Annotated in this window: 19 protein-coding genes; 8 read left to right on the top strand and 11 right to left on the bottom strand. The window is 74.2% G+C overall.

Annotated elements, in window-relative coordinates; genetic code table 11:
* Nucleotides 1-59: 59 nt before the first annotated feature.
* From IE225_RS02525 to efeO, 4 genes are read right to left on the bottom strand one after another with little or no spacing between them, the layout of a single operon-like run.
* Entirely contained in the window at nt 60-1,055 is a 996-nt protein-coding gene (locus tag IE225_RS02525) for an SCO2278 family lipoprotein (protein ID WP_190055596.1), read from the bottom strand.
* Entirely contained in the window at nt 1,015-1,887 is an 873-nt protein-coding gene (gene efeU, locus IE225_RS02520) for an iron uptake transporter permease EfeU (RefSeq protein ID WP_190055595.1), read from the bottom strand. Before efeU ends, IE225_RS02525 begins: the two co-directional genes overlap by 41 nt.
* A 3-nt stretch (nt 1,888-1,890) precedes the next feature.
* Entirely contained in the window at nt 1,891-3,168 is a 1,278-nt protein-coding gene (gene efeB, locus IE225_RS02515) for an iron uptake transporter deferrochelatase/peroxidase subunit (protein ID WP_190055594.1), read from the bottom strand.
* A gap of 16 nt (nt 3,169-3,184) precedes the next feature.
* On the bottom strand, nt 3,185-4,321 hold the full coding sequence (gene efeO / locus IE225_RS02510) for an iron uptake system protein EfeO (RefSeq protein WP_190055593.1): 1,137 nt from the start codon (nt 4,319-4,321) through the stop codon (nt 3,185-3,187).
* Nucleotides 4,322-4,593: 272 nt separating this feature from the next.
* Here efeO and IE225_RS02505 point away from each other — a divergent pair, with 272 nt between their 5' ends.
* Nucleotides 4,594-5,238 carry a PhzF family phenazine biosynthesis protein gene (locus IE225_RS02505; protein ID WP_190055592.1) on the top strand — a complete coding sequence of 215 codons (645 nt, stop codon included), beginning with the start codon at nt 4,594-4,596 and terminating at the stop codon, nt 5,236-5,238.
* 136 nt (nt 5,239-5,374) lie between these two features.
* On the opposite strand, the gene map is transcribed toward IE225_RS02505, so the two are convergent.
* Nucleotides 5,375-6,232: a type I methionyl aminopeptidase gene (gene map, locus IE225_RS02500; RefSeq protein WP_190055591.1), complete on the bottom strand. Its 858-nt coding sequence runs from the start codon at nt 6,230-6,232 to the stop codon at nt 5,375-5,377.
* 135 nt (nt 6,233-6,367) lie between these two features.
* Between map and IE225_RS02495 the strand changes: the two genes are divergently transcribed.
* Entirely contained in the window at nt 6,368-6,610 is a 243-nt protein-coding gene (locus IE225_RS02495) for a hypothetical protein (RefSeq protein WP_190055590.1), read from the top strand.
* 250 nt (nt 6,611-6,860) lie between these two features.
* On the opposite strand, the gene IE225_RS02490 is transcribed toward IE225_RS02495, so the two are convergent.
* A complete protein-coding gene (locus IE225_RS02490) occupies nt 6,861-8,177 on the bottom strand; it encodes an MFS transporter (RefSeq protein WP_190055589.1) in 1,317 nt (438 codons plus the stop codon).
* Nucleotides 8,178-8,333: 156 nt separating this feature from the next.
* Nucleotides 8,334-8,957: a hypothetical protein gene (locus IE225_RS02485; protein ID WP_190055588.1), complete on the bottom strand. Its 624-nt coding sequence runs from the start codon at nt 8,955-8,957 to the stop codon at nt 8,334-8,336.
* 326 nt (nt 8,958-9,283) lie between these two features.
* Between IE225_RS02485 and IE225_RS02480 the strand changes: the two genes are divergently transcribed.
* The 3 genes from IE225_RS02480 to IE225_RS02470 all read left to right on the top strand — a co-directional run bounded on the left by IE225_RS02480 (nt 9,284) and on the right by IE225_RS02470 (nt 11,398).
* Complete coding sequence (locus IE225_RS02480; protein WP_190055587.1) at nt 9,284-10,357, top strand: sialidase family protein; 1,074 nt, start codon at nt 9,284-9,286, stop codon at nt 10,355-10,357.
* A 47-nt stretch (nt 10,358-10,404) separates the two neighbouring features.
* Entirely contained in the window at nt 10,405-11,109 is a 705-nt protein-coding gene (gene npdG / locus IE225_RS02475; RefSeq protein ID WP_190055586.1) for an NADPH-dependent F420 reductase, read from the top strand.
* Between the two features lie 85 nt (nt 11,110-11,194).
* Nucleotides 11,195-11,398: a hypothetical protein gene (locus IE225_RS02470; RefSeq protein ID WP_190055585.1), complete on the top strand. Its 204-nt coding sequence runs from the start codon at nt 11,195-11,197 to the stop codon at nt 11,396-11,398.
* A gap of 9 nt (nt 11,399-11,407) precedes the next feature.
* Here IE225_RS02470 and IE225_RS02465 read toward each other — a convergent pair whose 3' ends face one another.
* The gene (locus IE225_RS02465) at nt 11,408-12,175 is read right to left on the bottom strand and encodes a site-2 protease family protein (protein WP_190055584.1); all 768 of its coding nucleotides are present in this window, start codon (nt 12,173-12,175) and stop codon (nt 11,408-11,410) included.
* Nucleotides 12,176-12,280: 105 nt separating this feature from the next.
* Between IE225_RS02465 and IE225_RS02460 the strand changes: the two genes are divergently transcribed.
* Both IE225_RS02460 and IE225_RS02455 read left to right on the top strand, forming a co-directional pair.
* The gene (locus tag IE225_RS02460; protein ID WP_190055583.1) at nt 12,281-12,808 is read left to right on the top strand and encodes a DUF6578 domain-containing protein; all 528 of its coding nucleotides are present in this window, start codon (nt 12,281-12,283) and stop codon (nt 12,806-12,808) included.
* A 14-nt stretch (nt 12,809-12,822) separates the two neighbouring features.
* Nucleotides 12,823-16,437: an AfsR/SARP family transcriptional regulator gene (locus IE225_RS02455; RefSeq protein ID WP_190055582.1), complete on the top strand. Its 3,615-nt coding sequence runs from the start codon at nt 12,823-12,825 to the stop codon at nt 16,435-16,437.
* Between the two features lie 25 nt (nt 16,438-16,462).
* On the opposite strand, the gene IE225_RS02450 is transcribed toward IE225_RS02455, so the two are convergent.
* The 3 genes from IE225_RS02450 to panB all read right to left on the bottom strand — a co-directional run bounded on the left by IE225_RS02450 (nt 16,463) and on the right by panB (nt 19,513).
* A complete protein-coding gene (locus tag IE225_RS02450) occupies nt 16,463-17,278 on the bottom strand; it encodes an ABC transporter permease (protein ID WP_190055581.1) in 816 nt (271 codons plus the stop codon).
* Complete coding sequence (locus tag IE225_RS02445; RefSeq protein ID WP_190055580.1) at nt 17,275-18,300, bottom strand: ATP-binding cassette domain-containing protein; 1,026 nt, start codon at nt 18,298-18,300, stop codon at nt 17,275-17,277. Before IE225_RS02445 ends, IE225_RS02450 begins: the two co-directional genes overlap by 4 nt.
* Nucleotides 18,301-18,628: 328 nt before the next feature.
* A complete protein-coding gene (gene panB / locus IE225_RS02440) occupies nt 18,629-19,513 on the bottom strand; it encodes a 3-methyl-2-oxobutanoate hydroxymethyltransferase (protein ID WP_190055579.1) in 885 nt (294 codons plus the stop codon).
* Nucleotides 19,514-19,683: 170 nt separating this feature from the next.
* Here panB and IE225_RS02435 point away from each other — a divergent pair, with 170 nt between their 5' ends.
* Entirely contained in the window at nt 19,684-21,273 is a 1,590-nt protein-coding gene (locus IE225_RS02435; RefSeq protein WP_190055578.1) for an MFS transporter, read from the top strand.
* Nucleotides 21,274-21,367 lie beyond the last annotated feature (94 nt).

Genomic DNA, 21,367 nt, shown 5'->3' with positions numbered 1-21,367 from the left:
CCCCCGCTTGTTCCGTCCGAGCCTGTTCCCCCGCGCCTCTTCCCCTGGGCCGTGCGCGCCTATTCCCCCTGCGCCGTGGTCAGCCCCTGGACGCGGCCCAGCACCGCCACCCCGCCCGTGCCCTTCGCGGGGTCGAGGGCGACCTCGTTGGAGACGAACTCCATCGTCAGCGACTGCTTGATCTCGCCCTTCGTCAGGGCCAGCACGTCCTGGTTGGGGGTGGGCACGGACGCGCCCCGGGCGGCCGTCTGCTTCTGGAAGTGGTGCGTGGTGAAGAACACCAGCGCACCGCCGTCCGCGGTGCGCAGCGCCAGCGGCGCGTAGGCGCCGGTGGTGAGCGGCTCGTCGATGTACTGCGTGGCCAGGCCCGGCTTGGCCGCGTTCTTCTCCCGCAGTTGCCGCCAGCCGCTGGTGTGCGGGCCCGGCGCGAAGTCCTTGCCGCCCTTTTGCAGGTAGGCCGCGTAGGCGCGGCTCAGGTCCCGCGGCGCGACGGCGAACCGCGAGGAGTCCGCGGGCACCGCCTCGGCCCAACCGCCGCGGTCGGTGCGGAACTTCGGCACGTCCCCGGGTGCCACCAGCGTCAGGTACGCCACCCGCCACGGCTCGCCCGGGCCGGTGCGGACGAACACCAGCAGCCAGCGCGCGTCACCGCCCTTGTTGCCGTGGGCGTCGGCGAGGAACCAACGCGGCCAGCCCGCCTTCTTGGGGATGGTGAACTTCGCGTCCGTCAGCTTCAGCGGCGTGTGGTTCGGGTTGCCGCCGGGATGGTTCTTGTGGCCCGCCCTCAGCCGGGCGGCGTCGATGGCGCCGAGCGCGCCGGTGACGCGGCCGGCGTCCAGCGAGCTGTCGTACGCCTTGTCGGCCCTGTTGTACGCGGCCGTGAACTGCCGCAGCGCCTGCGCCGCCTCGGCGCGCGTGGCGGCCGGGAGCACCTCCCGCTCGCCGTGCACCACCACGCATCCGCTCACCGTCAGCGACAGAGCGGTCAGAGCGGCCGCCGTGAGCGCGTTGCGGTCACGCCTGCGGAGCCTGCTGCGGCTGCGATCCCTGCTCATCGGGTACCTTCACCTTCCCCTTCCCGGAGGCGAACCCTACCGGGGCGAGGAAGAGGGCGAGGACCGGGACCAGATACCCGAGCCACACCGTGACCTGAAGCACCGTCGGGTCGGGCTGGAAGTTGAACACGCCCTTCAGCAGGGTGCCGTACCAGCTGTCCGGCGGGATGGTGCCGCTGATGTCGAACGCCCGGCGGTTCAGGCCCGGCAGCAGGTCGGCCTCCTGCAGGTCGTGGAAGCCGTACGCCAGCACGCCCGCCGCGACGACGACGAGCATGCCGCCGGTCCAGGTGAAGAACTTGGACAGGTTGATCCGCAGGGCGCCGCGGTAGAACAGCCAGCCCAGGAAGACGGCGGTGGCCAGGCCCAGGGCGACGCCGATGAGCGGGCGCGGGGTGCCGTCGGAGGCCGCGTGCACCGACGCCCACACGAACAGGGCGGTCTCCAGGCCCTCCCGGCCCACGGCGAGGAACGCGGTGGCGACCAGCGCGCCCGTGCCCATCGCCAGCGCCGCGTCCAGCCTGCCGTGCAGTTCGGCCTTCAGGTGCCGGGCGGTGCGCCGCATCCAGAACACCATCCACGTCACCAGGCCCACGGCGACGACGGACAGGGAGCCGCCGAGGGCCTCCTGCGCCTGGAAGGTCAGCTCCTGCGAACCGAACTCCAGGACGCAGCCGAAGCCGAGGGCGAGGGCCACCGCGGTGCCGATGCCGATCCAGATCGGCCTCAGGGCGTCCCGGCGCCCGGTCTTGACCAGGTAGGCGATCAGGATGCAGACGACGAGGCTGGCCTCCAGCCCCTCGCGCAGGCCGATCAGGTAGTTGGAGAACACGGGCTACGCCTCCTCGGAGAACAGCGTGCGGCCCCACCAGTCGCGCGCGTCGCGGACACCGGGCGGGATCGCGAAGATCGCCGAACCCACGTGCTGGATGTACTCGTTGAGCGCGTCGTGCGCCGCCAGTCTGCGCTGCAGCGGGATGAACCCCTTGCGGGGATCGCGCTGGTAGGCCAGGAAGAACAGCCCGGCGTCCAGCCGGCCGAGGCCGTCGGTGCCGTCGGTGAAGGAGTAGCCGCGGCGCAGGATCGTGATGCCGCCGTTGGAGTCCGGGTGGGCCAGGCGCACATGCGCGTCCGGCTTCATCGCCTTCAGGAACGGCTCGTCGTGCTCGTGCGCCTTGCCGATCGGCGCGCCGGTGCCCTTGGTGCGCCCGAAGACGTCCTCCTGCTCCTGCAGCGAGGTGCGGTCCCAGGTCTCGATGTTCATGCGGATGCGCCGGGCGACCAGGTACGAGCCGCCGGTCATCCACGCCGGCCCGTCCTTGTCGTCCACCCACACGAACTTCTTCAGCCGCGCGGTGTCGGTGCCCGCGATGTTGCGGGTGCCGTCCTTGAAGCCCATCAGGTTGCGCGGGGTCTGCGCCTCCGGCGTCGTGGAGGACGTCTTGCCGAAGCCGAGCTGGGACCAGCGGATGGCGACCTTGCCGAAGCCGATGCGGGCCAGGTTGCGGATGGCGTGCACCGCGACCTGCGGGTCGTCGGCGCAGGCCTGGACGCACAGGTCGCCGCCGGAGCGGTTCTTGTCCAGGTTGTCGCCGGGGAACTTCGGCAGGTCGACCAGCGCCGCCGGCCGCTTGCCCTCGATCCCGAACGCCTCGCCGTACTTCTCGAACAGGGACGGCCCGAAGCCGATCGTCAGCGTCAGCCGCGACGGCTTGAGGCCCAGCGCCTCACCGGTGTCGTCCGGCGGCGCCTCGGCCGGCCCGCCGTAGGCGCCCTCGCCGACCGGCTTCCCGGCGGTCATCCGGCGCGCGGCCTCCGTCCAGTCCTTGAGCATCTGCACGAAGGCGGCGCGGTCCCGCGTCGTCACGTCGAACGAGGCGAAGTGCAGCCGGTCCTGCACCGGCGTGGCGATGCCCGCCTGGTGCGCGCCGTGGAACTCCACGGCCGCGCCGGACTCGGCGGCGGCCGGGTCCACGTCGCCGCCGGCGCGGCTCATGGCCACCGTGCCGCCCGCGGCGGCGGCGCCGAGCGCGAGGCCGGCCCCGCCCCAGCCGAGCAGGGCGCGCCGGGTGGGCGCCTTGGCGGTGGTGGTGCTGCTGTCCGTGTCCGTCATCGTCAGGGCTCCCGGGTTACTTCACGACCGCGGCGGCGAGCTTGGACAGCGGCTCCGCCAGCGCGTTCACGGCGTCCGACAGGTGCTTGCGGTCGCTGTCGCCGACCTTGTCGTAGGAGACGAAGTCGTAGGAGTTCTTGCCGGCCCGGTACTTGTCGAGCAGCGCGTCCAGCGCCGCGAACTGCCGGTCGAGTTCCTTCGTCAGCGCCGGGTCGTTCTTCCGCGCGACCGGCTTCAGCAGCTCGTACGCCTTCTGCGCGCCCTCGACGTTGCCCTTGAAGTCGACCAGGTCGGTGTGCGAGTAGCGCTCCTCCTCGCCGGTGACCTTGCCGGTGGCGACCTCGTCGAGGAGCTCCTTGGCGCCGTTGGCCATGGAGGTCGGGGTGATCTCGGCCTTGCCGACCCGCCGCTGCCAGTCCTTCAGGTCGGTGATCAGCCGGCCGGCGAGGGCCTTCTCCTCGGCGCCGACCTTCCCGTCCTTCCACAGGGCCTTCTCCAGGCGGTGCCAGCCGGTCCACTTCTGGCCGGGCTCCAGGCCGTCCTCGCGCACGTCGACCTTGGGATCGATGTCGCCGAAGGACTCGGCGACCGGCTCGGTGCGCTCCCAGCCCAGCCGGGAGGGCGCATAAGCCTTCTTGGCGGCCGCGACGTCGCCGGCCTGGACGGCCTTGGCGAACGCCTCCGCCTTCGGCAGCGTCTCGTCGGCCTGGTCCTGGACGTAGGTGCGGTAGGCGGCCACCGCCTCGTCCAGGCGCGGGTCGCGCCGGGCCGCCGCGCCGCCGCCGGTGACGGTGAGCTTCTGCCGCACGCCGTGGCCCTTCATGCCCGGGCGGCAGGCGATCTCGTACGATCCGGCCTTGACCTCGGCGGTCAGGGTGTAGCTGGTGCCGGGGCCGATGTTCTCCTTCTCCGACACGATCCGGTCGTCGGGGAAGAGGATCTCCACCTCGGTGGCCTTGCTGCCCTTGTTCTGTATCCGCAGCGTGACCTGGCCGGCCGGGACCGACTTCGTGGACGTCTCGCAGGTGCTGTCGGCCGCGGTCACCCGGATCGCGTCGTCGCCCTCCGCCTTGCTCTTCTCGGTGCAGCCCGTGACGGCGGTCAGGGCCGCGGCGGCGGTGGCGGCGTAGACGGTGAGGCGAACGGCTCGCATGCGGGCTCCATCGGGTGGCGAAAAAGTCGCGTGACCGGGGTCACGCGGGTCGCAGTGATTTGGCTAGGCTCACCTAACTTATCCGAGGCGCGCCGTGGCCATGCCGCTCCGGATGGTGATTCAGGTCTCACGGATGCGGTAGGGAAACGGCGCGATCGCGGTGACTCAAAACAATCGCCAAGAGAAAGGAAAGGGAGGGTCAAGGAGAGGTCGGATGTGCGTCCCGGCGGCGGCCGCTGCCCGGACGCCCGGGCGGCTGGTTGAATGCCCGGGTGACTGACTACGACGTGGTGCGCGTCTTCTGCGCGCCGAACGGCGGACACGGCAACGAGCTCGGCGTCGTCCGCGACGGCTCCAGGATCCCGGAGCAGGCCGAGCGGCAGGCGTTCGCGGCCAAACTCGGCTTCAGCGAGACCGTCTTCGTCGACGACCCCGAGCGCGGCGTCGTCGACATCTACACGCCCAGCGTGCGCCTCGCCTTCGCCGGCTACCCGTGCGTCGGCGCGGCCTGGCTGCTGGACGTGCCCGAACTGGTCACCCCGGCCGGAGTGGTCGGCGCCCGCCAGGACGGGGAGTTCTGCTGGATCGAGGCCCGCCCGGAGTGGGCCGCGCCGCGCACCCTGCGCCAGTACGCCACCGCCGCCGAGGTCGACGCCCTGCCCGTGCCGCCGCCCGGGGAGTGGCTCTACGCCTGGGCCTGGCAGGACGAGGCCGCCGGCCGGGTCCGGGCCCGCGGGTTTCCCGGTCGCGACGACCGGATTGAGGAGGACGAGGCGACGGGCGCGGCCGCCCTGCAGCTCACGGCCCGGCTCGGGCGCGCCCTCAACATCACCCAGGGCGCCGGCTCGCAGATCCTCACGGCGCCCCAGCCCGAGGGGTGGGTGGAGATCGGGGGCCGGGTGCGGCTGGAGCGGTGACGCCGGCCGGGCGCGGCCGGTGCGGTGACTGCGACCGCCGCCGTGACCGCGACCGGCGGGACCGCCGCCTTCGTACCGCCTTCGCCCCCTGTGCCGCACCGGGCCCGCGGCGGTGGCAGCGGTCCGCGGCAGAGGGTCACGGCAGCGTGAGGATCTCCGCCCCGGTGTCCGTCACCACCAGCGTGTGCTCGAACTGGGCCGTGCGTTTGCGGTCCTTGGTGACCACCGTCCAGCCGTCGTCCCAGATCTCGTACTCGTGCGTGCCCAGCGTCAGCATCGGCTCGATCGTGAAGGTCATGCCGGGCCGCATGACGGTCGTCGCGTGCGGGCTGTCGTAGTGCGGGATGATCAGCCCGGAGTGGAACGACGTGTTGATGCCGTGCCCCGTGAAGTCCCGCACCACGCCGTACCCGAACCGCTTGGCGTACGACTCGATGACGCGCCCGATGACATTGATCTGCCGGCCCGGCCGGACCGCCTTGATCGCCCGGTTGAGGGCCTCCCGGGTCCGCTCGACCAGCAGCCGGCTCTCCTCGTCGACGTCGCCGACCAGGTACGTGGCGTTGGTGTCGCCGTGCACCCCGCCGATGTACGCCGTCACGTCCAGGTTGACGATGTCACCGTCGCGCAGCACCGTGGAGTCCGGGATGCCGTGGCAGATCACCTCGTTGACGGAGGTGCACAGCGACTTGGGGAAGCCGCGGTAGCCCAGCGTGGACGGGTAGGCGCCGTGGTCGCACAGGAACTCGTGCACCACACGGTCGAGTTCGTCGGTGGTCACGCCCGGCCGGATGTGCTTCGCGCCCTCCTCCATCGCCTGCGCCGCGATCCGCCCCGCGACCCGCATCGCCTCGACGATCTCCGGCGGCTGCACCTCCGGCCCGGTGTACGGGGTCGGCGCGGGCTTGCCGACGTACTCGGGGCGGCGGATGTGCCCGGGCACGGAACGGGGCGGGGACAGCTCCCCGGGGACGAGCAGCGACTGGCCAGACATGCCAGCGAGTCTAACCAGCGGCTGACGGGGGACCATGCCCGAAGACGGCCGTTCCCGCCCGAGGGCGGCCGGGAACGGCTCGGCAGACGACTCCGGGGGACGGCCCGGAGCCAACCCAGGAGAGGGGAGCGGGACATGGCCCTGTTCAGGAAGAAGCGGACGGCGGGCAAGCCGGGCGAGTGGTACTACTGCCTGGAGCACCGCAAGGTCGAGGAGGGCCCGGAGTGCCCGGCCAAGGACCGCTTCGGCCCCTACGCCTCCCGTGAGGAGGCCACCCACGCGATGGAGACCGCCCGCGAACGCAACCTGCAGTGGGAGAACGACCCGCGCTGGCACGACGCACCGGCAGCGGGCGGCGGGGCGGCCGACGAGGACTGATACCGGGAGAGCGGGCGGAAGAGCGGGCCGGCGCCGGGAGGACGGGCCGGCGCCCGCCCCGGGCCATGCCCGCGCGGGGGCACACCCGTCCCGGGTCACGTCTGCGGGGGCATGCCCGTCCCGGTTACGTCTGCGCGGGGTCACGCCCGCCTCGGGGCACGCCCGCGCGGAGTCATGCCTGCTTCGGGTCACGTCCGCGCGGGGCACGCCCGTCCCGGGTCACGTCTGCGGGGGGCACGCCCGCCCCAGGTCACGTCTGCGCGGGGTCCGGCCGGGCGGCCGCGCGGCGCTGCTCCCGCAGCCGTGCCGCGTGCGCGTCGGTCCGCGCGTTGTACCTCATCAGGTCCGGCAGGCCGAGGGCCAGCAGCCCCACCGCGGCCACGCAGAGCAGGCCGCCGGACCACACGGACGCGCGCACGCCGGCCCAGGCGGCGACCGAACCGGAGCGCACCTGGCCGAGCTGGGGGCCGACGGAGTAGGACAGCAGCTCGATCCCGGCGAGCCGGCCCCGCAGCTCGTCGGGGATGGTCTGGTTCCACAGCGCCGAGCGGAAGATCCCGCTGACCATGTCGCAGCCGCCCGCCACCGTGAACAGCAGCAGTACCAGCCACACGTCGCGCACCAGGCCCGCGGCGGCCACGGCCAGGCCCCAGCCCGCGGCGGCCAGCACCACCATCCGCCCGTGCCGGTGGACCCGCGAGGCCCAGCCGCCGGTCAGGCTCACCAGCAGCGCCCCCGCCGGCATGGACGCGTACATCAGCCCCAGCGACCACGGCGCGTCCAGCTCGTCCGCGAGGAACGGCAGCACCGCCAGCGGCATCGCGAGGAGCATCGCCGCCAGGTCGACGGCGTACGTGCCGAGCAGGTCCCTGCGGCTCCAGGCGTACCGGGCGCCCTCGGCGATCGACCGCAGCGACGGGCGCGCGGCCGCGTGCGCCGGGGGAGCGGCCGCGATCGGCAGGATCAGCACCACCGAGACGGCGAACGTCACCGCGTCCGCGGCGTACGCCCACGACACGCCCGCGTACGCCACGACCACGCCCGCCAGCGCCGGGCCCGCCACTCCGCCCACCGTCCAGCGCAGCGAGTTCAGCGACACGGCGGCCGGCAGGTGCTCGTGGGCCACGATCCGCGGCCACAGCGAGTCCAGCGCGGGCCGCTGGATCGCGGTCAGCGCCGAGGACAGCGCCGCCACCGCGTACAGCGGCCACACCGCCGGGCGCGGCAGCAGCGCGTCGGCCAGCAGCACCACGCACAGCAGCCCCGACCCGACCTCCGTCCACACGATCAGCCGGCGCTTGTCGACCGCGTCGGCCAGCGCGCCGCCGTACAGCCCGAACACGATCAGCGGCAGCAGTTCCACCGCGCCGATCGCGCCCACCGCCGCCGCCGACCCCGTCAGCTCCTTCATCTGCACCGGCAGCGCCACGAACGTCAGGAAGCTGCCGAAGTTCGAGATCAGGCCCGACACCCACAGCCGGCGGAAGTCCGCCGAGGCCCGCCAGGGCGCCAGGTCGGGCAGCAGGGCGCGCGGGCCGGAGGGGGGTGCGGAGGCGTCGTCGGTCACGAGGGGCCATCGTCGGCGGGGCGGGGGCCGGGAGCAACCGGTTTTCCCCGGTCACTGGCCCGTCGGTCACTGGCCCGTCGGTCACTGGCCCGTCGGTCACTGGCCCGTCGGTCACCCGCCCGCCGGCCACCGGCCCATCGGCCACCCGCCCGTCGGTCACCAGCCGGAGGGCGGCGGCGCGGTCAACGACTCCGCCAGCCGTGCCAGGCGGTCCCGGAAGCGGCGTCGGCCTCGTGGGGAGGGCACCGAGGTCTCCCCGGCCGCCGCGCTTACCAGGTGCTGCACGGTGTCCAGGTCCAGTCCCGTCCCGTCCGGCACGGCCAGCGCCTCGTGCGCCAGGCCGGCCAGCTCCCCGCTGGCCCCGCCGGTCCCGCCGTCGCCGCGGCCGAGCGCCAGCACGGTCGCCCCGGCCCGCCGCGCGCCGTGGATCCGTTCCCGCAGCGCCTCGCCGGGCTCGTCGGGTGCCACCACCAGCAGCGTCTCCCCGCGCCGGGCCGCCTCGATGCGGCCCAGGCCGACCGCGAGGTGCGCGGGGTCGGTGGGCCGCGCGCCGTGCCGGACCAGGGTGGGCGCGAGTTCCGGGGTGCCGGACCAGGCGGCCTCGTCGACCAGGTGCGCCGCCAGGTGCCACGGCTCGTACGCCGGCGTGCCCACCAGCAGCAGCCCGCCGCCGTGCGAGACCACCGACCCGCGCAGCACCCCCGCGAACCGCCGGGTGGCGTCCGTCCACTCGGTCCCGGCGAGCACCTCGCGCAGCAGCGCGACCCGTACGGCGTCCATGGGCCGCATCCTGCCGCGCACCGCCAGTCGTGACCCGGAGTTCACCGCGCATTCCCCCGTCCTGGGGAGGGGTCCGGCCGGGAGACGGCGGAGAACCGCGGCCGGCCGCGGCGGGCGGCCGCCGGACCGAGGCGGGCAACCGCCCACCGGGACCGACGCGGGCAACCGCCCGCCGACGTGCGGGAGTTCGCCGCCGAGCCGCGCGGGAGTCCGGCGCCGAGCCGCGCGGGAACCGCCGCCGAGCCGCGCGGGAGCCGCCGCCGGCCGCCCCGGGAAGCCGTCCGTGACCATCGCAGACCACCGCTGACCATCGCAGGGAGCCGCTGATGACCGACGCCACCGTCCCCTTCCGCGCGGGCCGCGAGGGCCACGCCAGTTACCGCATCCCGGCCGTGGTGCGCACCGCGCGGGGCACCCTGCTGGCCTTCTGCGAGGGCCGGGTCGCCTCCGCGCGGGACCACGGGCACATCCGCATCGTCCTGAAGCGCTCCACGGACGGCGGCCGCATCTGGGGCCCGCTGCAGGTCGCCGCGGACAACGGCGGCCACCTCGCCGGCAACCCCGCCCCCGTCGTCCTCGACACCGGCCGCGTCCTGCTCGTGCACGTCCGCTCCGCCGCCACCGCCAGTGAGGACGCCATCCTGCGCGGCAAGGTGAAGGACGCCGACGGGCGCCGGGTGTGGGTCCAGCACAGCGACGACGACGGCGCCACCTGGTCCGCGCCGCGCGAGATCACCGCCCGGGTGAAGCGGCCGGGCTGGCGCTGGTACGCCACCACGCCCGGGCACGCCCTGCAGCTGACCACCGGCCGCGTCGTCGTCCCCGGCAACCACACCCTGCCGCCCGCCGGCCACGACACCGGCACCGAGGCGAAGTACCACAGCGGCCACTGCCTGCTCAGCGACGACCGCGGCGAGAGCTGGTACCTCGGCTACACCGACGAGAACACCGACGGCTACGTCAACCCCAACGAGACCACCGCCGCCGAACTCCCCGACGGCCGCGTCTACTTCAACACCCGCAACGACTCGCCCTCGCCCGGCACCCGCGCCGACGCCCACTCCGCGGACGGCGGGCGGACCCTGCTCAAGCCGTTCCGCCCGCAGGCCGGCCTGGTCGCCCCCGTCTGCCAGGGCAGCGTCCTGCAGCTGCGCGACCCCGACGTGCTGCTCTTCTCCGGCCCCGCCGACCCCGCCTTCCGCGCCCTGATGACGATCCGCGCCTCCACCGACGGCGGCACCACCTGGCGTGCGGCGTACCCGGTCGACGGGCTGCCCGCCGCCTACTCCGACCTGGTCCGCGTCGACGCCGGCACGGTCGGGCTGCTGTACGAGACCGGCGACTTCGGCGCCTACGAGACGATCACCTTCCGGCGGGTGCCCGTGACGGAGCTCACCTGAGCCGGGCGGGTGGGGCCGCGGGCCCGGCGCGGACGTAGAGTCGGCCCATGACCTCTACGGACAGTGCACACAAGGCCCCCGCCAAGGACCCCTGGGACCTCCCCGACGTCTCCGGGCTCGTCGTCGGCGTGCTCGGCGGCACCGGGCCGCAGGGCAGGGGTCTGGCCTACCGGCTCGCCCGGGCCGGCCAGAAGGTGATCATCGGTTCCCGGGCCGCCGAGCGGGCGCGGGCCGCCGCCGCGGAGCTCGGCCACGGCGTCGAGGGCGCCGACAACGCCGAGACCGCCCGCCGCAGCGACGTCGTGATCGTCGCCGTGCCCTGGGAGGGCCACGCCAAGACCCTGGAGTCGCTGCGCGAGGAACTGGCCGGCAAGCTCGTCGTCGACTGCGTCAACCCGCTCGGCTTCGACAAGAAGGGCGCCTACGCGCTCAAGCCGGAGGAGGGCAGCGCCGCCGAGCAGGCCGCCGCGCTGCTGCCCGAGTCGCGCGTGACCGCCGCCTTCCACCACCTGTCGGCGGTGCTGCTGCAGGACGCGGAGATCGAGCGGATCGACACCGACGTCATGGTCCTCGGCGAGGTCCGCGCCGATGTGGAGATCGTCCAGGCCCTGGCCGGCCGCATCCCCGGCATGCGCGGCATCTACGCCGGCCGGCTGCGCAACGCCCACCAGGTGGAGTCGCTGGTCGCCAACCTGATCTCCGTCAACCGCCGCTACAAGGCGCACGCGGGACTCCGCCTCACGGACGTGTAAGGGCAGGGAGAACACTCGGGGGACACTTGGGGGACACTGAGGAGCGCAGAAAGTGCACCACCGTGTCCCCCAAGGAGCCGACCCCATGTCCCTCTCGCTCCCGTCCGGCCCGGCCCGGCGACTCGCCCTGTACTGCCTCGCCGTCTGCGTCCTCGCGGTCGCCGCGGCCGTGGTGTCCTTCGTGCGGGGAAGCTGGCTGGGCGTCGTGTGGGTGCTGCTGGCGGGCGTGTCGTCGAACATGGCGTGGTACTACGTCCGGCGCGGCCGGGCCGCCTACCAGAAGCGGTAGACGGGCCGCCTACCAGAAGCGGTAGAGCTGCCAGCCGTAGGAGGTGTCGAACCCGCTGACCCCGAGGCCGCCCAGGATCGCGTCGATCGCGTCGAAGAACACCCGGTTCACCGACGGCACCCACAGCAGCGCGAACACGAACAGCAGCCCGAACGGCGCGTACGGCTCCACCTGGCGCTTCACCCGGTACGGCAGCCACGGCTCGATCACGCCGTAGCCGTCCAGGCCGGGCACCGGCAGGAAGTTCAGCACCGCGGCCGTGACCTGGAGCAGGGCCAGGAGCGCCAGCGCGCAGCGGAAGTCGGTCGGCACGCCGTCCAGCGCGTGGAGCCAGAACGGCGCCGTGCACACCGCCGCGCACAGTACGTTCGTCAGCGGGCCCGCCGCCGATATCAGGCTGTGCCGCCAGCGGCCCCGGATCCGGTCGCGCTCGATGAACACCGCGCCGCCCGGCAGCCCGATCCCGCCCATGACCAGGAACAGCACCGGCAGCACGATGCTCAGCACCGCGTGCGTGTACTTCGCCGGGTTCAGTGTCAGGTAGCCCTTCGCGCCGACCGTGAGGTCGCCGCTGTGCAGCGCGGTGCGCGCGTGCGCGTACTCGTGCAGGCACAGGGAGACGATCCAGGCGGCCGTCACGAACAGGAACACGGCCACGCCCGGCTGCTCGGCGAACCCGGTCCACGTGGCCCAGCCGGTGACCGCCGTGACGGCCAGGATCCCGAGGAAGACGGGGCTGACCCGGCGGTCGCCCGGGCGGGTGGCGGCGGTGGTCATGGGGCGGGGCTCCTGGGGGTCGGGGCGGGCGAGGCGGGTCGAACGGTACCGGGCGCACCGGGAAAACGTCTCGCGAGGGCCCGTCGGTTCCGCAAGGGTGGGCGCATGGCGCTGTGGCGGGTGTTCTACGAGGACTGGCAGATGGAGTGCTGCGGCACGCCGTTCTCGGTGGGGGAGCGGGTGGACTGGCGGTTGCTGCTGCTGCCCGCCGGGGACGTGCTCGGCGGCGGCTGGGACCGGGAGGTGTGCCGGATCGAGGGGACCGCCGAGGTGCCGGGAGGCGGGGACGGCGCCCTGCGCACGGTGCGCGCCGCGGACGGGCTCGTCGCCGCCCTGGGGGAGGGCACCGGCGCCGCCGACGGCGGCCGGACCCGGTGGGAGGGGGTGCTGCTCGTCGAGCACCACGGGGGCAAGTGGGCGAGGACGACGGGCCGGGTGCGCGCCCTGCACCTGGTGCGCCGGCCCCCGGAGGAGACCCGCCCCGGATCGCGCGTCCTCCGGGCGGCGCCCGCGTGGCGCCGCCTGGAGGAGGTGACCACCTGCCCCCGGTGGTTCGGCCCGGACACGACGGGCGTCCTCGCCGTCCTCGACGTACCGGGCGCCGCGCCGCCCGAGCCCCGTGACCGCCGGTGAGACCGGCGGAGACAATGGACCGCGTGCGCTACCGCATCCTCGGCACCACCCAGGCCCTTCGTCCCGACGGCACCCCGCTGCCGGTCGGCGGGGCGCGGCTGCGCGCCCTGCTGACCGTGCTCGCGCTGCGCGCCGGCCGCACCGTGCCCGCGAGCGTCCTGGTCGAGGAGGTGTGGGACGCCGACCCGCCCGCCGACGCCACCGGCGCCCTGCAGGCCCTGGTCGGCCGGCTGCGCCGCGCCCTCGGCGCGGCCGCCGTCGTCTCCGCGCCCGGCGGCTACCGGCTCGCCGCCGCCCCGGACGACGTCGACCTGCACCGCTTCGAGCGGCTGGCCGGCGAGGGGCTGCGCGCGCTGGCCGACGGCGACCCCGCCAAGGCGGCCGTCGTCCTGGACGACGCCCTCGCCCTGTGGCGCACCCCGGTCCTGGCCGACCTGCCCGACCGCGCCGCCGAGGCCGCCCGCTGGGAGACACGCCACCTCGACGTGCGCCGCGCCCGCCTCGCCGCCGCGCTCGCCCTGGGCGACGCCGACCAGGCGCTGCCGGAACTCACCGCGTTGTGTGACACCCACCCCTTCGACGAGCCCCTCCAGGCGCTGCGCCTGCGCGCCCTGCGCGACACCGGCCGCGCGGCGGAGGCCCTGGCCGCCTACGAGGACGTGCGCCGCCTCCTGGCCGACCGCCTCGGCTCCGACCCGGGACCGGAACTGCGCGCCCTGCACGCGGAGTTGCTGCACCCCGGGCGGGCCGGTGACGGCGCCGCGGCCGGCGGCGTGCCGGGCGGCGCGACCGGCGGCGGCCGTGCCGTGCCGGACGGTGTCGCGCCGGACGGTGCCGCGCCGACCCGCGCCGGAGCGGGGACATGGCCGACCCGCGCCGGGACGGCCCCGGCGGGGACGCCCGGCCCGGCCACCGGGCCCGGTGCGCCGTCCCCGGCCCGGGAGCCCGCGGCAGCCCCCGCCGACCCGGCAACTCCCGCCGGCCCGGCGAACGACGCCGGCCCCCTCCCGGCGCCGGACCGCCACGGCGCCCCGTCCTCCGCCGCCCCGTACCCCGCCGCGACCACCCCGCCCGCGGCCACCCCAGGCCCACCCGCGCCCGCCCCGCCCGCGCCCGCCCCACCCCCCGGCAACCTCCGTGCCCGCCTGACCTCCTTCGTCGGCCGGGAGGCCGACATCGAGGCCATCCGGGGCGATCTGGCCACCGCCCGGCTGGTGACCCTGCTCGGCCCCGGCGGCGCCGGGAAGACGCGGCTGTCGCAGGAGGCGGCGGAGGCGGTGCGGCACACCGCCCGGGACGGCGTGTGGCTGGCGGAACTGGCGCCCGTCGACGACCCGACGGCCGTTCCCGAGGCCGTCCTGACCGCCATCGGCGCCCGCGAGACCGTGCTGCACGGCGCCGGCGCCGAGGAGATGCGGGCCGTGACCGAGCGGATCGACGACCCGGTGGAGCGGCTCGTGGAGCACTGCGCCCGGCGCCGCATGCTGCTCATCCTCGACAACTGCGAGCACGTCGTGGAGGCGGCGGCCCGGCTCGCCGAGGAACTGCTCGCCCGCTGCCCCGGGGTGACCGTCCTGGCCACCAGCCGCGCGCCCCTCGGCGTGCCGGGAGAGCTGCTGCGGCCGGTGGAGCCGCTGCCGGAGCCGGTCGCGCTGCGGCTGTTCGCCGAGCGCGGGGCGGCGGCGCGGCCCGGGTTCCGCGTCGAGGACGATCCCGAGGCCTGCGCGGAGATCTGCCGGCGCCTGGACGGCCTGCCGCTGGCCATCGAGCTCGCCGCCGCCCGCCTGCGCATGCTGACGCCCCGTCAGATAGCGGACCGGCTCGACGACCGCTTCCGGCTGCTCACCTCCGGCAGCCGCACCGTGCTGCCCCGCCAGCAGACCCTGCGGGCCGTCGTCGACTGGTCCTGGGACCTGCTCGACGAGGACGAACGCGAGGTGCTGCGCCGCCTGTCGGTGTTCGCCCGCGGCTGCGACCTGGCCGCCGCCGAGGTGGTGTGCGGCCCGGCCGCCCTGGAGGCGATCGGCTCGCTCGTCGACAAGTCCCTGGTCGTGGCGGCCCCCGGGCCGGACGGCGGCATGCGCTACCGGCTGCTGGAGACCGTCGCCGAGTACGCCGCCGAACGGCTCGACGAGACCGGCACCCGCCCGGAGGCGGAGCGCGCCCACCTGACGTACTACCGCGAACTCGCCCGCACCACCGACCCGTTGCTGCGTGGTTCCGGGCAGCGGGCCGCCATCGCCCGCATCGAGACGGAGTACGAGAACCTGCGCACCGCGCTGCGCCGCGCCGTCGCCGCCCGCGACGAGCAGGAGGTGCTGTGCCTGGTGCTGTCCCTGGCCTGGTACTGGCAGATGCGCGACCTGCGCCTGGAGGCCCGCCACTGGTCCCGCGCGGCGATCGGCCTCGGCCCCGACCCGTTCGCCGAGCCGCTGCGCCGCCCCGTCCCGCTGTACGAGCGCTGCACCGACTTTCCGCCGCCGCTGACCGGCGACCTGCTCGACGAGGCCCGGCGCGGCGTGCACCTGGTCCACCTGGCGTGCGCGGAGACCGAACTGGACGCCTGGCAGACCCCCGAGGCGCAGGAGAAGCTGCGCCTCATCGCGCGCACCTACGAGCCGGGCATGCCGCAGACCTGCCGGGCGCCGGGCATGCTGTGGTGGTACGCGGTGATGCTCACCGCCGACATGGACCGCCTGCGCGAGATCGTCGACGCGTCCGTCGCCACCTGCCGCGCCACCCCCGGCTACGAGTGGGAGCTCGGCGTCTGCCTGCAGATGCGCGCCAACATCCTCGCCAACCGCAGCGAGTGGGCCGGCGACGCCGCCCGCGACGCGCAGGAGGCGCTGGAGATCTTCCAGCGCCTCGGGGACGCCTGGGGCACCGCGGAGGCGCTCGCCGCCCGCGCCGAGGCGCACGAGCGGCGCGGCGCGTACCCGAGGGCGGCCGACGACTACCGGGCGGCCATGGAGTACGCCGAACGGCTCGGCGCCCGCGCCCAGAAGGCCCTCCTCACCGCCCGCCTGGCCAGCGTGCTGCTGGAGTCCGGCGACACCGAGCAGGGCGAACGGCTGCTGCGCGAGGTGCTGGCGCACCAGGACTCCCGCCACAACGAGGCCATGCCCGCCGCCCGCCTCTTCCTGGCCGGCCTGCTCGCCCTCACCGGCCGCACCGGGGAGGCCCGCGAACAGATCCGCAGGCTGCGCGAGGACTTCGCCGCCGTCGCGTTCGTCGTCTTCGAGGTCTTCGTGCTGGGCACCGAGGCCTGGATCGAGGCCGCGGACGAGCGGTGGGAGGAGGCCCTGCGGTGCGTCCGGCAGGCCCTGCAGCGGGCCGGGGACCCGCTGTCCCGGGCGCTCGAACCGCACATGCGCTCCCTCTACCTGGCCATGGCAGCCTGGATCATGGCCGCCGCCGCCGACGGCGAGCGCCGCGCCCGGGACGCCGCCCGCTGCCTGGGCGCCGCCGAGGCGCCGCTGCCGCCCAGCCACGTCGCCGGGCGCCTCGAACGCGTGGTCCGCGAACGGGCCCGCACGGCGCTGCGCGCGGTGCTCGGCGAGGAGGAGTTCGACGCCGCGTACGCCGAGGGCGCCGGCCTCTCCCCGCAGGAGGCCGCCGCCCTCGTGTGACGCGTACCGGCGCGCGCGGCGCGGGTCAGCTCTTCGTCCGGAACTTGTGGATCGCGACCGGCGCCATCACCGCCGTCAGCACCACCGACCAGCCGAGCGTCAGCCACAGGTCGTGCGCCACCGGACCGCCCGTCATCAGGCCGCGCGCGGCGTCCGCGAGGGAGGAGATGGGGTTGTAGTCGGTGAAGGACTGCAGCCAGCCCGGCATCGTCCCGGTCGGCGCGAACACCGACGAGCCGAACTGCAGCGGCATCATCACCAAAAAGCCCATGGCCTGCACGGACTGGGCGCTCTTCATCGTCACGCCGAGGGTGAGGAACACCCACATCAGACCCGAGCCGAACACCACGGCCAGCCCCACGGCGGCCGCCAGACCGCCCCAGTCGGTGATGTCGAAGCCGACCAGCACGCCGACGACGAGCAGGATCGCCGTGGCCACCAGCATCCGCAGCAGCTCCACCACGATCTTGGCGACCAGCACCGAGCCGCGCCCGATCGGCAGGGACCGGAAGCGGTCCATGACACCGGAGTTGAAGTCCTGGTTGAAGCCGGTGCCCACGCCCTGGGCCATGGTCATGCTCATCATGGCGAGCAGGCCGGGCACGACGTACTGCACGTACCGGTCCTGGCCGCCGCCCAGCGCCTGGCCGATGGAGCCGCCGAAGACGTACACGAACAGCAGCGTGAACACGATCGGCATGAACACGGCGTCGAACATCGACTCCGGGTCCTGCCGGATCCACAGCAGGTTGCGGCGGACCAGCGCCCCGGTGTGCCGCAGGTGCGCGCGCAGCGGGATCCGGGGGTCGGAGAGATCGGCGGTCGAAACGGCGGCGCTCATACGGCGGCCTCCTCGCGGTCGTCGGCGGGGCGGGGGTCCTGCGGGGCACTGGCGCGGTGGCCGGTGAGGGACAGGAACACCTCGTCCAGGCTGGGCAGTTCGGTGGTGATGGAGGCGAGCGTGATGCCGCGCGCGGTGACCGCGCCGACCACGGCGGTGAGCTGCTCGTCGCTGAGCACCGGCACCAGCAGCTCGCCGCGCTCGGTGTCCACGGTGGTGGCGGCCAGGCCGGTGATGCCCAGCTCGTCCAGCATGCGGGCCAGCGGCCGCAGCTCCGCCGGGTCCAGTGGCCGCACCCGCAGCGTCCGGCCGCCGACCTTGGCCTTGAGTTCCTCGATGCCGCCGCCGGCGATGACCCGGCCGCGGTCGATCACGGTCAGCTCGGAGGCGAGCTGCTCGGCCTCCTCCATGTACTGGGTGGTCAGCAGCACGGTGACGCCGTCGCCGACCATGGCCTGCACCTCGGCCCACACCTCGTTGCGGGTGCGCGGGTCCAGGCCGGTGGTCGGCTCGTCCAGGTACAGCACCGCCGGGTGCCCGATCATGGAGGCGGCCAGGTCCAGCCGCCGCCGCATGCCGCCGGAGTAGGTGTGCACGGGCCGCCTGGCCGCCTCGGTGAGCGAGAACCGCTCCAGCAGCTCGTCGGCCCGGGCCCGGGCCCGCTTGCGCGGCAGGTCCAGCAGCCGCCCGATCAGGTACAGGTTCTCCCAGCCCGGGAGCTTCTCGTCGACGGAGGCGTACTGCCCCGTCAGCCCGATCGTCCGGCGGAGCTGCCGCGGCTGCCGCACGACGTCGTAGCCGGCGACGAGGGCCCGGCCGGCGTCCGGGGTGAGGAGGGTGGACAGGATGCGCACCAGCGTGGTCTTGCCGGCGCCGTTCGGCCCGAGGACGCCCATCACGGTGCCCTCGCGCACATCCAGGTCGACACCGTCCAGGGCCTTGGTCGCACCGTAGTGCTTGACCAGCCCCCGCACGGTCACGGCGGGTTTCCCGCCGTCGGAGTGGTTGTCGGTTCGCGTCATGCCGACGACGGTGTCAGGCGCCGCCGACAAACGGCCGACAGGTCACCGACAGCGGATCGTGCGCACCGACATCGCACCGACATCGCGCCGACATCGCGCCGACATCGCGCCGACATCGCGCCGACATCGAGCCGGTACCGCACCGACAGACGCCGTGAGCACCGCACCGGCACCGCACCGACAGACGCCGCCGGCGCCGTACCGGCAGAAGTCCCGGCAGGCACCGGCGGGTGTCACCGGCGCCGTGACGGCAAGCGGGCTGCCCGCCGACGGGGGAAGATCGGCGGGCAGCCCGTGGTACCGCGGTGGCTCGGTGGGAGGGTGGGCGTCAGTGCACGGAGTGCTCCTCCTGCGGGAACGTTCCGCCGACGACGTCCTCGGCGAACGCCCGTGCCGCGTCGCCCATGACCCGCCGCAGGTCGGCGTACTGCTTGACGAACCTCGGCACCCGCCCGCCGGTCAGCCCGAGCATGTCGGTCCACACCAGCACCTGCGCGTCCGTCTCCGGTCCGGCGCCGATGCCGACGGTCGGGATGTGCAGCACCCGGGTCACCTCGGCGGCCAGCTCGGCCGGCACGAGTTCCAGGACGACGGCGAAGGCGCCCGCGTCCTGCACGGCCTTGGCGTCGCGCAGGAGCTGCGCGGCCGCCTCCTCGCCGCGGCCCTGCACCCGGTAGCCCATGGCGTGCACGGACTGCGGGGTCAGGCCGATGTGCGCCATGACCGGGATGCCGGACTCCACCAGCAGCCGGATCTGCTCGTGCGAGCGCTCGCCGCCCTCCAGCTTCACGGCGCCCACACCCGCCTCCTTCACCAGGCGGGTGGCCGAGCGCAGCGCCTGCACCGGGCCCTCCTGGTAGGAGCCGAAGGGCAGGTCGCCGACGATCAGGGCGCGGCGCGTGCCGCGCACCACGGCCGCCGACAGCATGGTCATCTCGTCGAGGGTGACGGGCACGGTGGTGTCGTACCCGAGGTGGCAGTTGCCCGCGGAGTCGCCGACCAGGATCACCGGGATGCCGGCCTCGTCGAAGACGGAGGCGGTCATCGCGTCGTAGGCGGTGAGCATGGGCCACTTCTCGCCGCGCTCCTTGGCGGCGGCGATGTCGCGGACGGTGATGCGGCGGGTCCCCTTGCCTCCGTACAGCGCCTTGCTGCCGTCGGAGGGGCGGGCCGTGCCGGGCTGGGCGGGCTGGGCAGCCGAAAGCTGCGTCATTGCAACGGCTCCTTCGGTCCATCTCGAGGCGCCCTGACGGCGTCCCCGGATCCCCTCCATGGTGGCACCTCGTGCCAGCCGCGGCTAGAGGGGCTTGGCTCACGTAAGGAGCGGGTAAAAAGATTTACGATACGGGACGGTTCCGTATCGTAAGTGGTTAGGCTGACACCATGACCACTCCTGCCGTCAACGCCTCCCGGATACCCGAGGCCGTGCACCGACGCCGCTGGGCCATCCTCGGCGTGCTCATGCTGAGCCTGCTGATCGTGGTGCTCGACAACTCGATCCTGAACGTCGCCATCAAGACCATCTCCACCCCGGCGCCGACCGGGCTGGGTGCCACGCAGAGCGAGCTGGAGTGGGCGATCAACGCCTACACGCTCGTCTTCGCCGGCCTGCTGTTCACCGCCGGTCTGCTCGGCGACCGGCTGGGCCGCAAGAAGACGCTGCTGGGCGGCATCACCGTCTTCGGCATCGGCTCCGCCCTGGCCGCCTGGGCCGGCTCCCCGGACCAGCTCATCGCCTTCCGCGCGGTGATGGGCCTGGGCGCCGCCTTCGTCATGCCCGCCACCCTCGCCGTCCTGATGAACGTCTTCGAGCGCGAGGAGCAGCCCAAGGCCATCGGCATCTGGGCCGGCGGCGTCGGCCTGGCCATCGCCATCGGCCCGATCACCGGCGGCCTGCTGCTGGACCACTTCTGGTGGGGGTCGGTCTTCCTCGTCAACGTGCCGATCGTGCTGCTCGCGCTGGTGCTGATGGCGTGGCTGGTGCCCGACTCCCGCGACCCGCGCCCCGGCCGCCTCGACCCGGTCGGCGTCCTGCTGTCCATCGTCGGCCTGGTGCTGCTGGTGTACGGCATCATCAAGGGCGGCCAGCTCGCCGACTTCACCGACCCCGTCGTGCTGGCCACCATCGCCGCCGGTCTCGCGGTGCTGACCGGCTTCGTCCTCTTCGAGCGGCGCAGCGACCACCCGTCGCTGGACGTGACGTACTTCAAGAACAAGGTCTTCTCGGCCGCCATGGCCGCCATCGCGCTGGTGTTCTTCGCACTGATGGGCGTGACCTTCTTCGCCGTCTTCTACACGCAGAGCGTGCGCGGCTACTCGCCGCTGCAGTCCGGCCTGCTGATGCTGCCGCTGGCGGCCGCGCAGATGATCTTCGCGCCGCGGGCCCGGCTGCTCGTCGACCGGTTCGGCAACAAGGCCACCACCACCGGCGGCCTGCTGCTGCTCGCCGCCATGCTGGCCGCGTTCGCCGGCTTCGAGGCGGACACGCCGATCTGGGCGCTGGAGGTCGTGTTCTTCCTCATGGGCACCGGCATGGCGCACATCATGACGCCGACCAGCGTCGTCATCATGCAGGCCCTGCCGCGCGAGAAGGCCGGCTCCGCCTCCGCGCTCAGCAACACCTTCCGGCAGGTCGGCGGCGCGCTCGGCATCGCCGTGCTCGGCTCGGTGCTCTCCACGGCCTACCGCAACGGCATCGAGGACAAGCTGACCGTGCTGCCCGCCGCCGTACGACAGATCGCGGGCGAGTCCATCGAGTCCACCCTCGGCGTCGCCGCGAAGCTCGGCCCGCAGGGCAGGGCGCTCGTCGCCCCCGCCAACGACGCCTTCCTGCACGCGATGCACGTCACCGCGCTGTGCGGCACCGGCATCGCGCTGATCGGCGCGCTGGTGGTGGCCCTGTTCCTGCCGGGACGGCAGGAACGGCCCCGGCAGAGCGAGGAGGAGCAGGAGCTGGTGACGGCGGCCGAATGAGGGGCACCGGGCCGGGGAAGGCCCCAGCCGGACCACCGCGCGCCGCCGCGCCCCGCGCGCGGCGCACAGCCTCCGCCGACGGACGAAGGGACGA

The organism is Streptomyces echinoruber (assembly GCF_014651135.1).
Taxonomy (GTDB): Bacteria; Actinomycetota; Actinomycetes; order Streptomycetales; family Streptomycetaceae; genus Streptomyces; species Streptomyces echinoruber.
The sequence above is the reverse complement of the archived record's forward strand: the minus strand, read 5'-3'. Positions and strand labels throughout refer to the sequence as shown.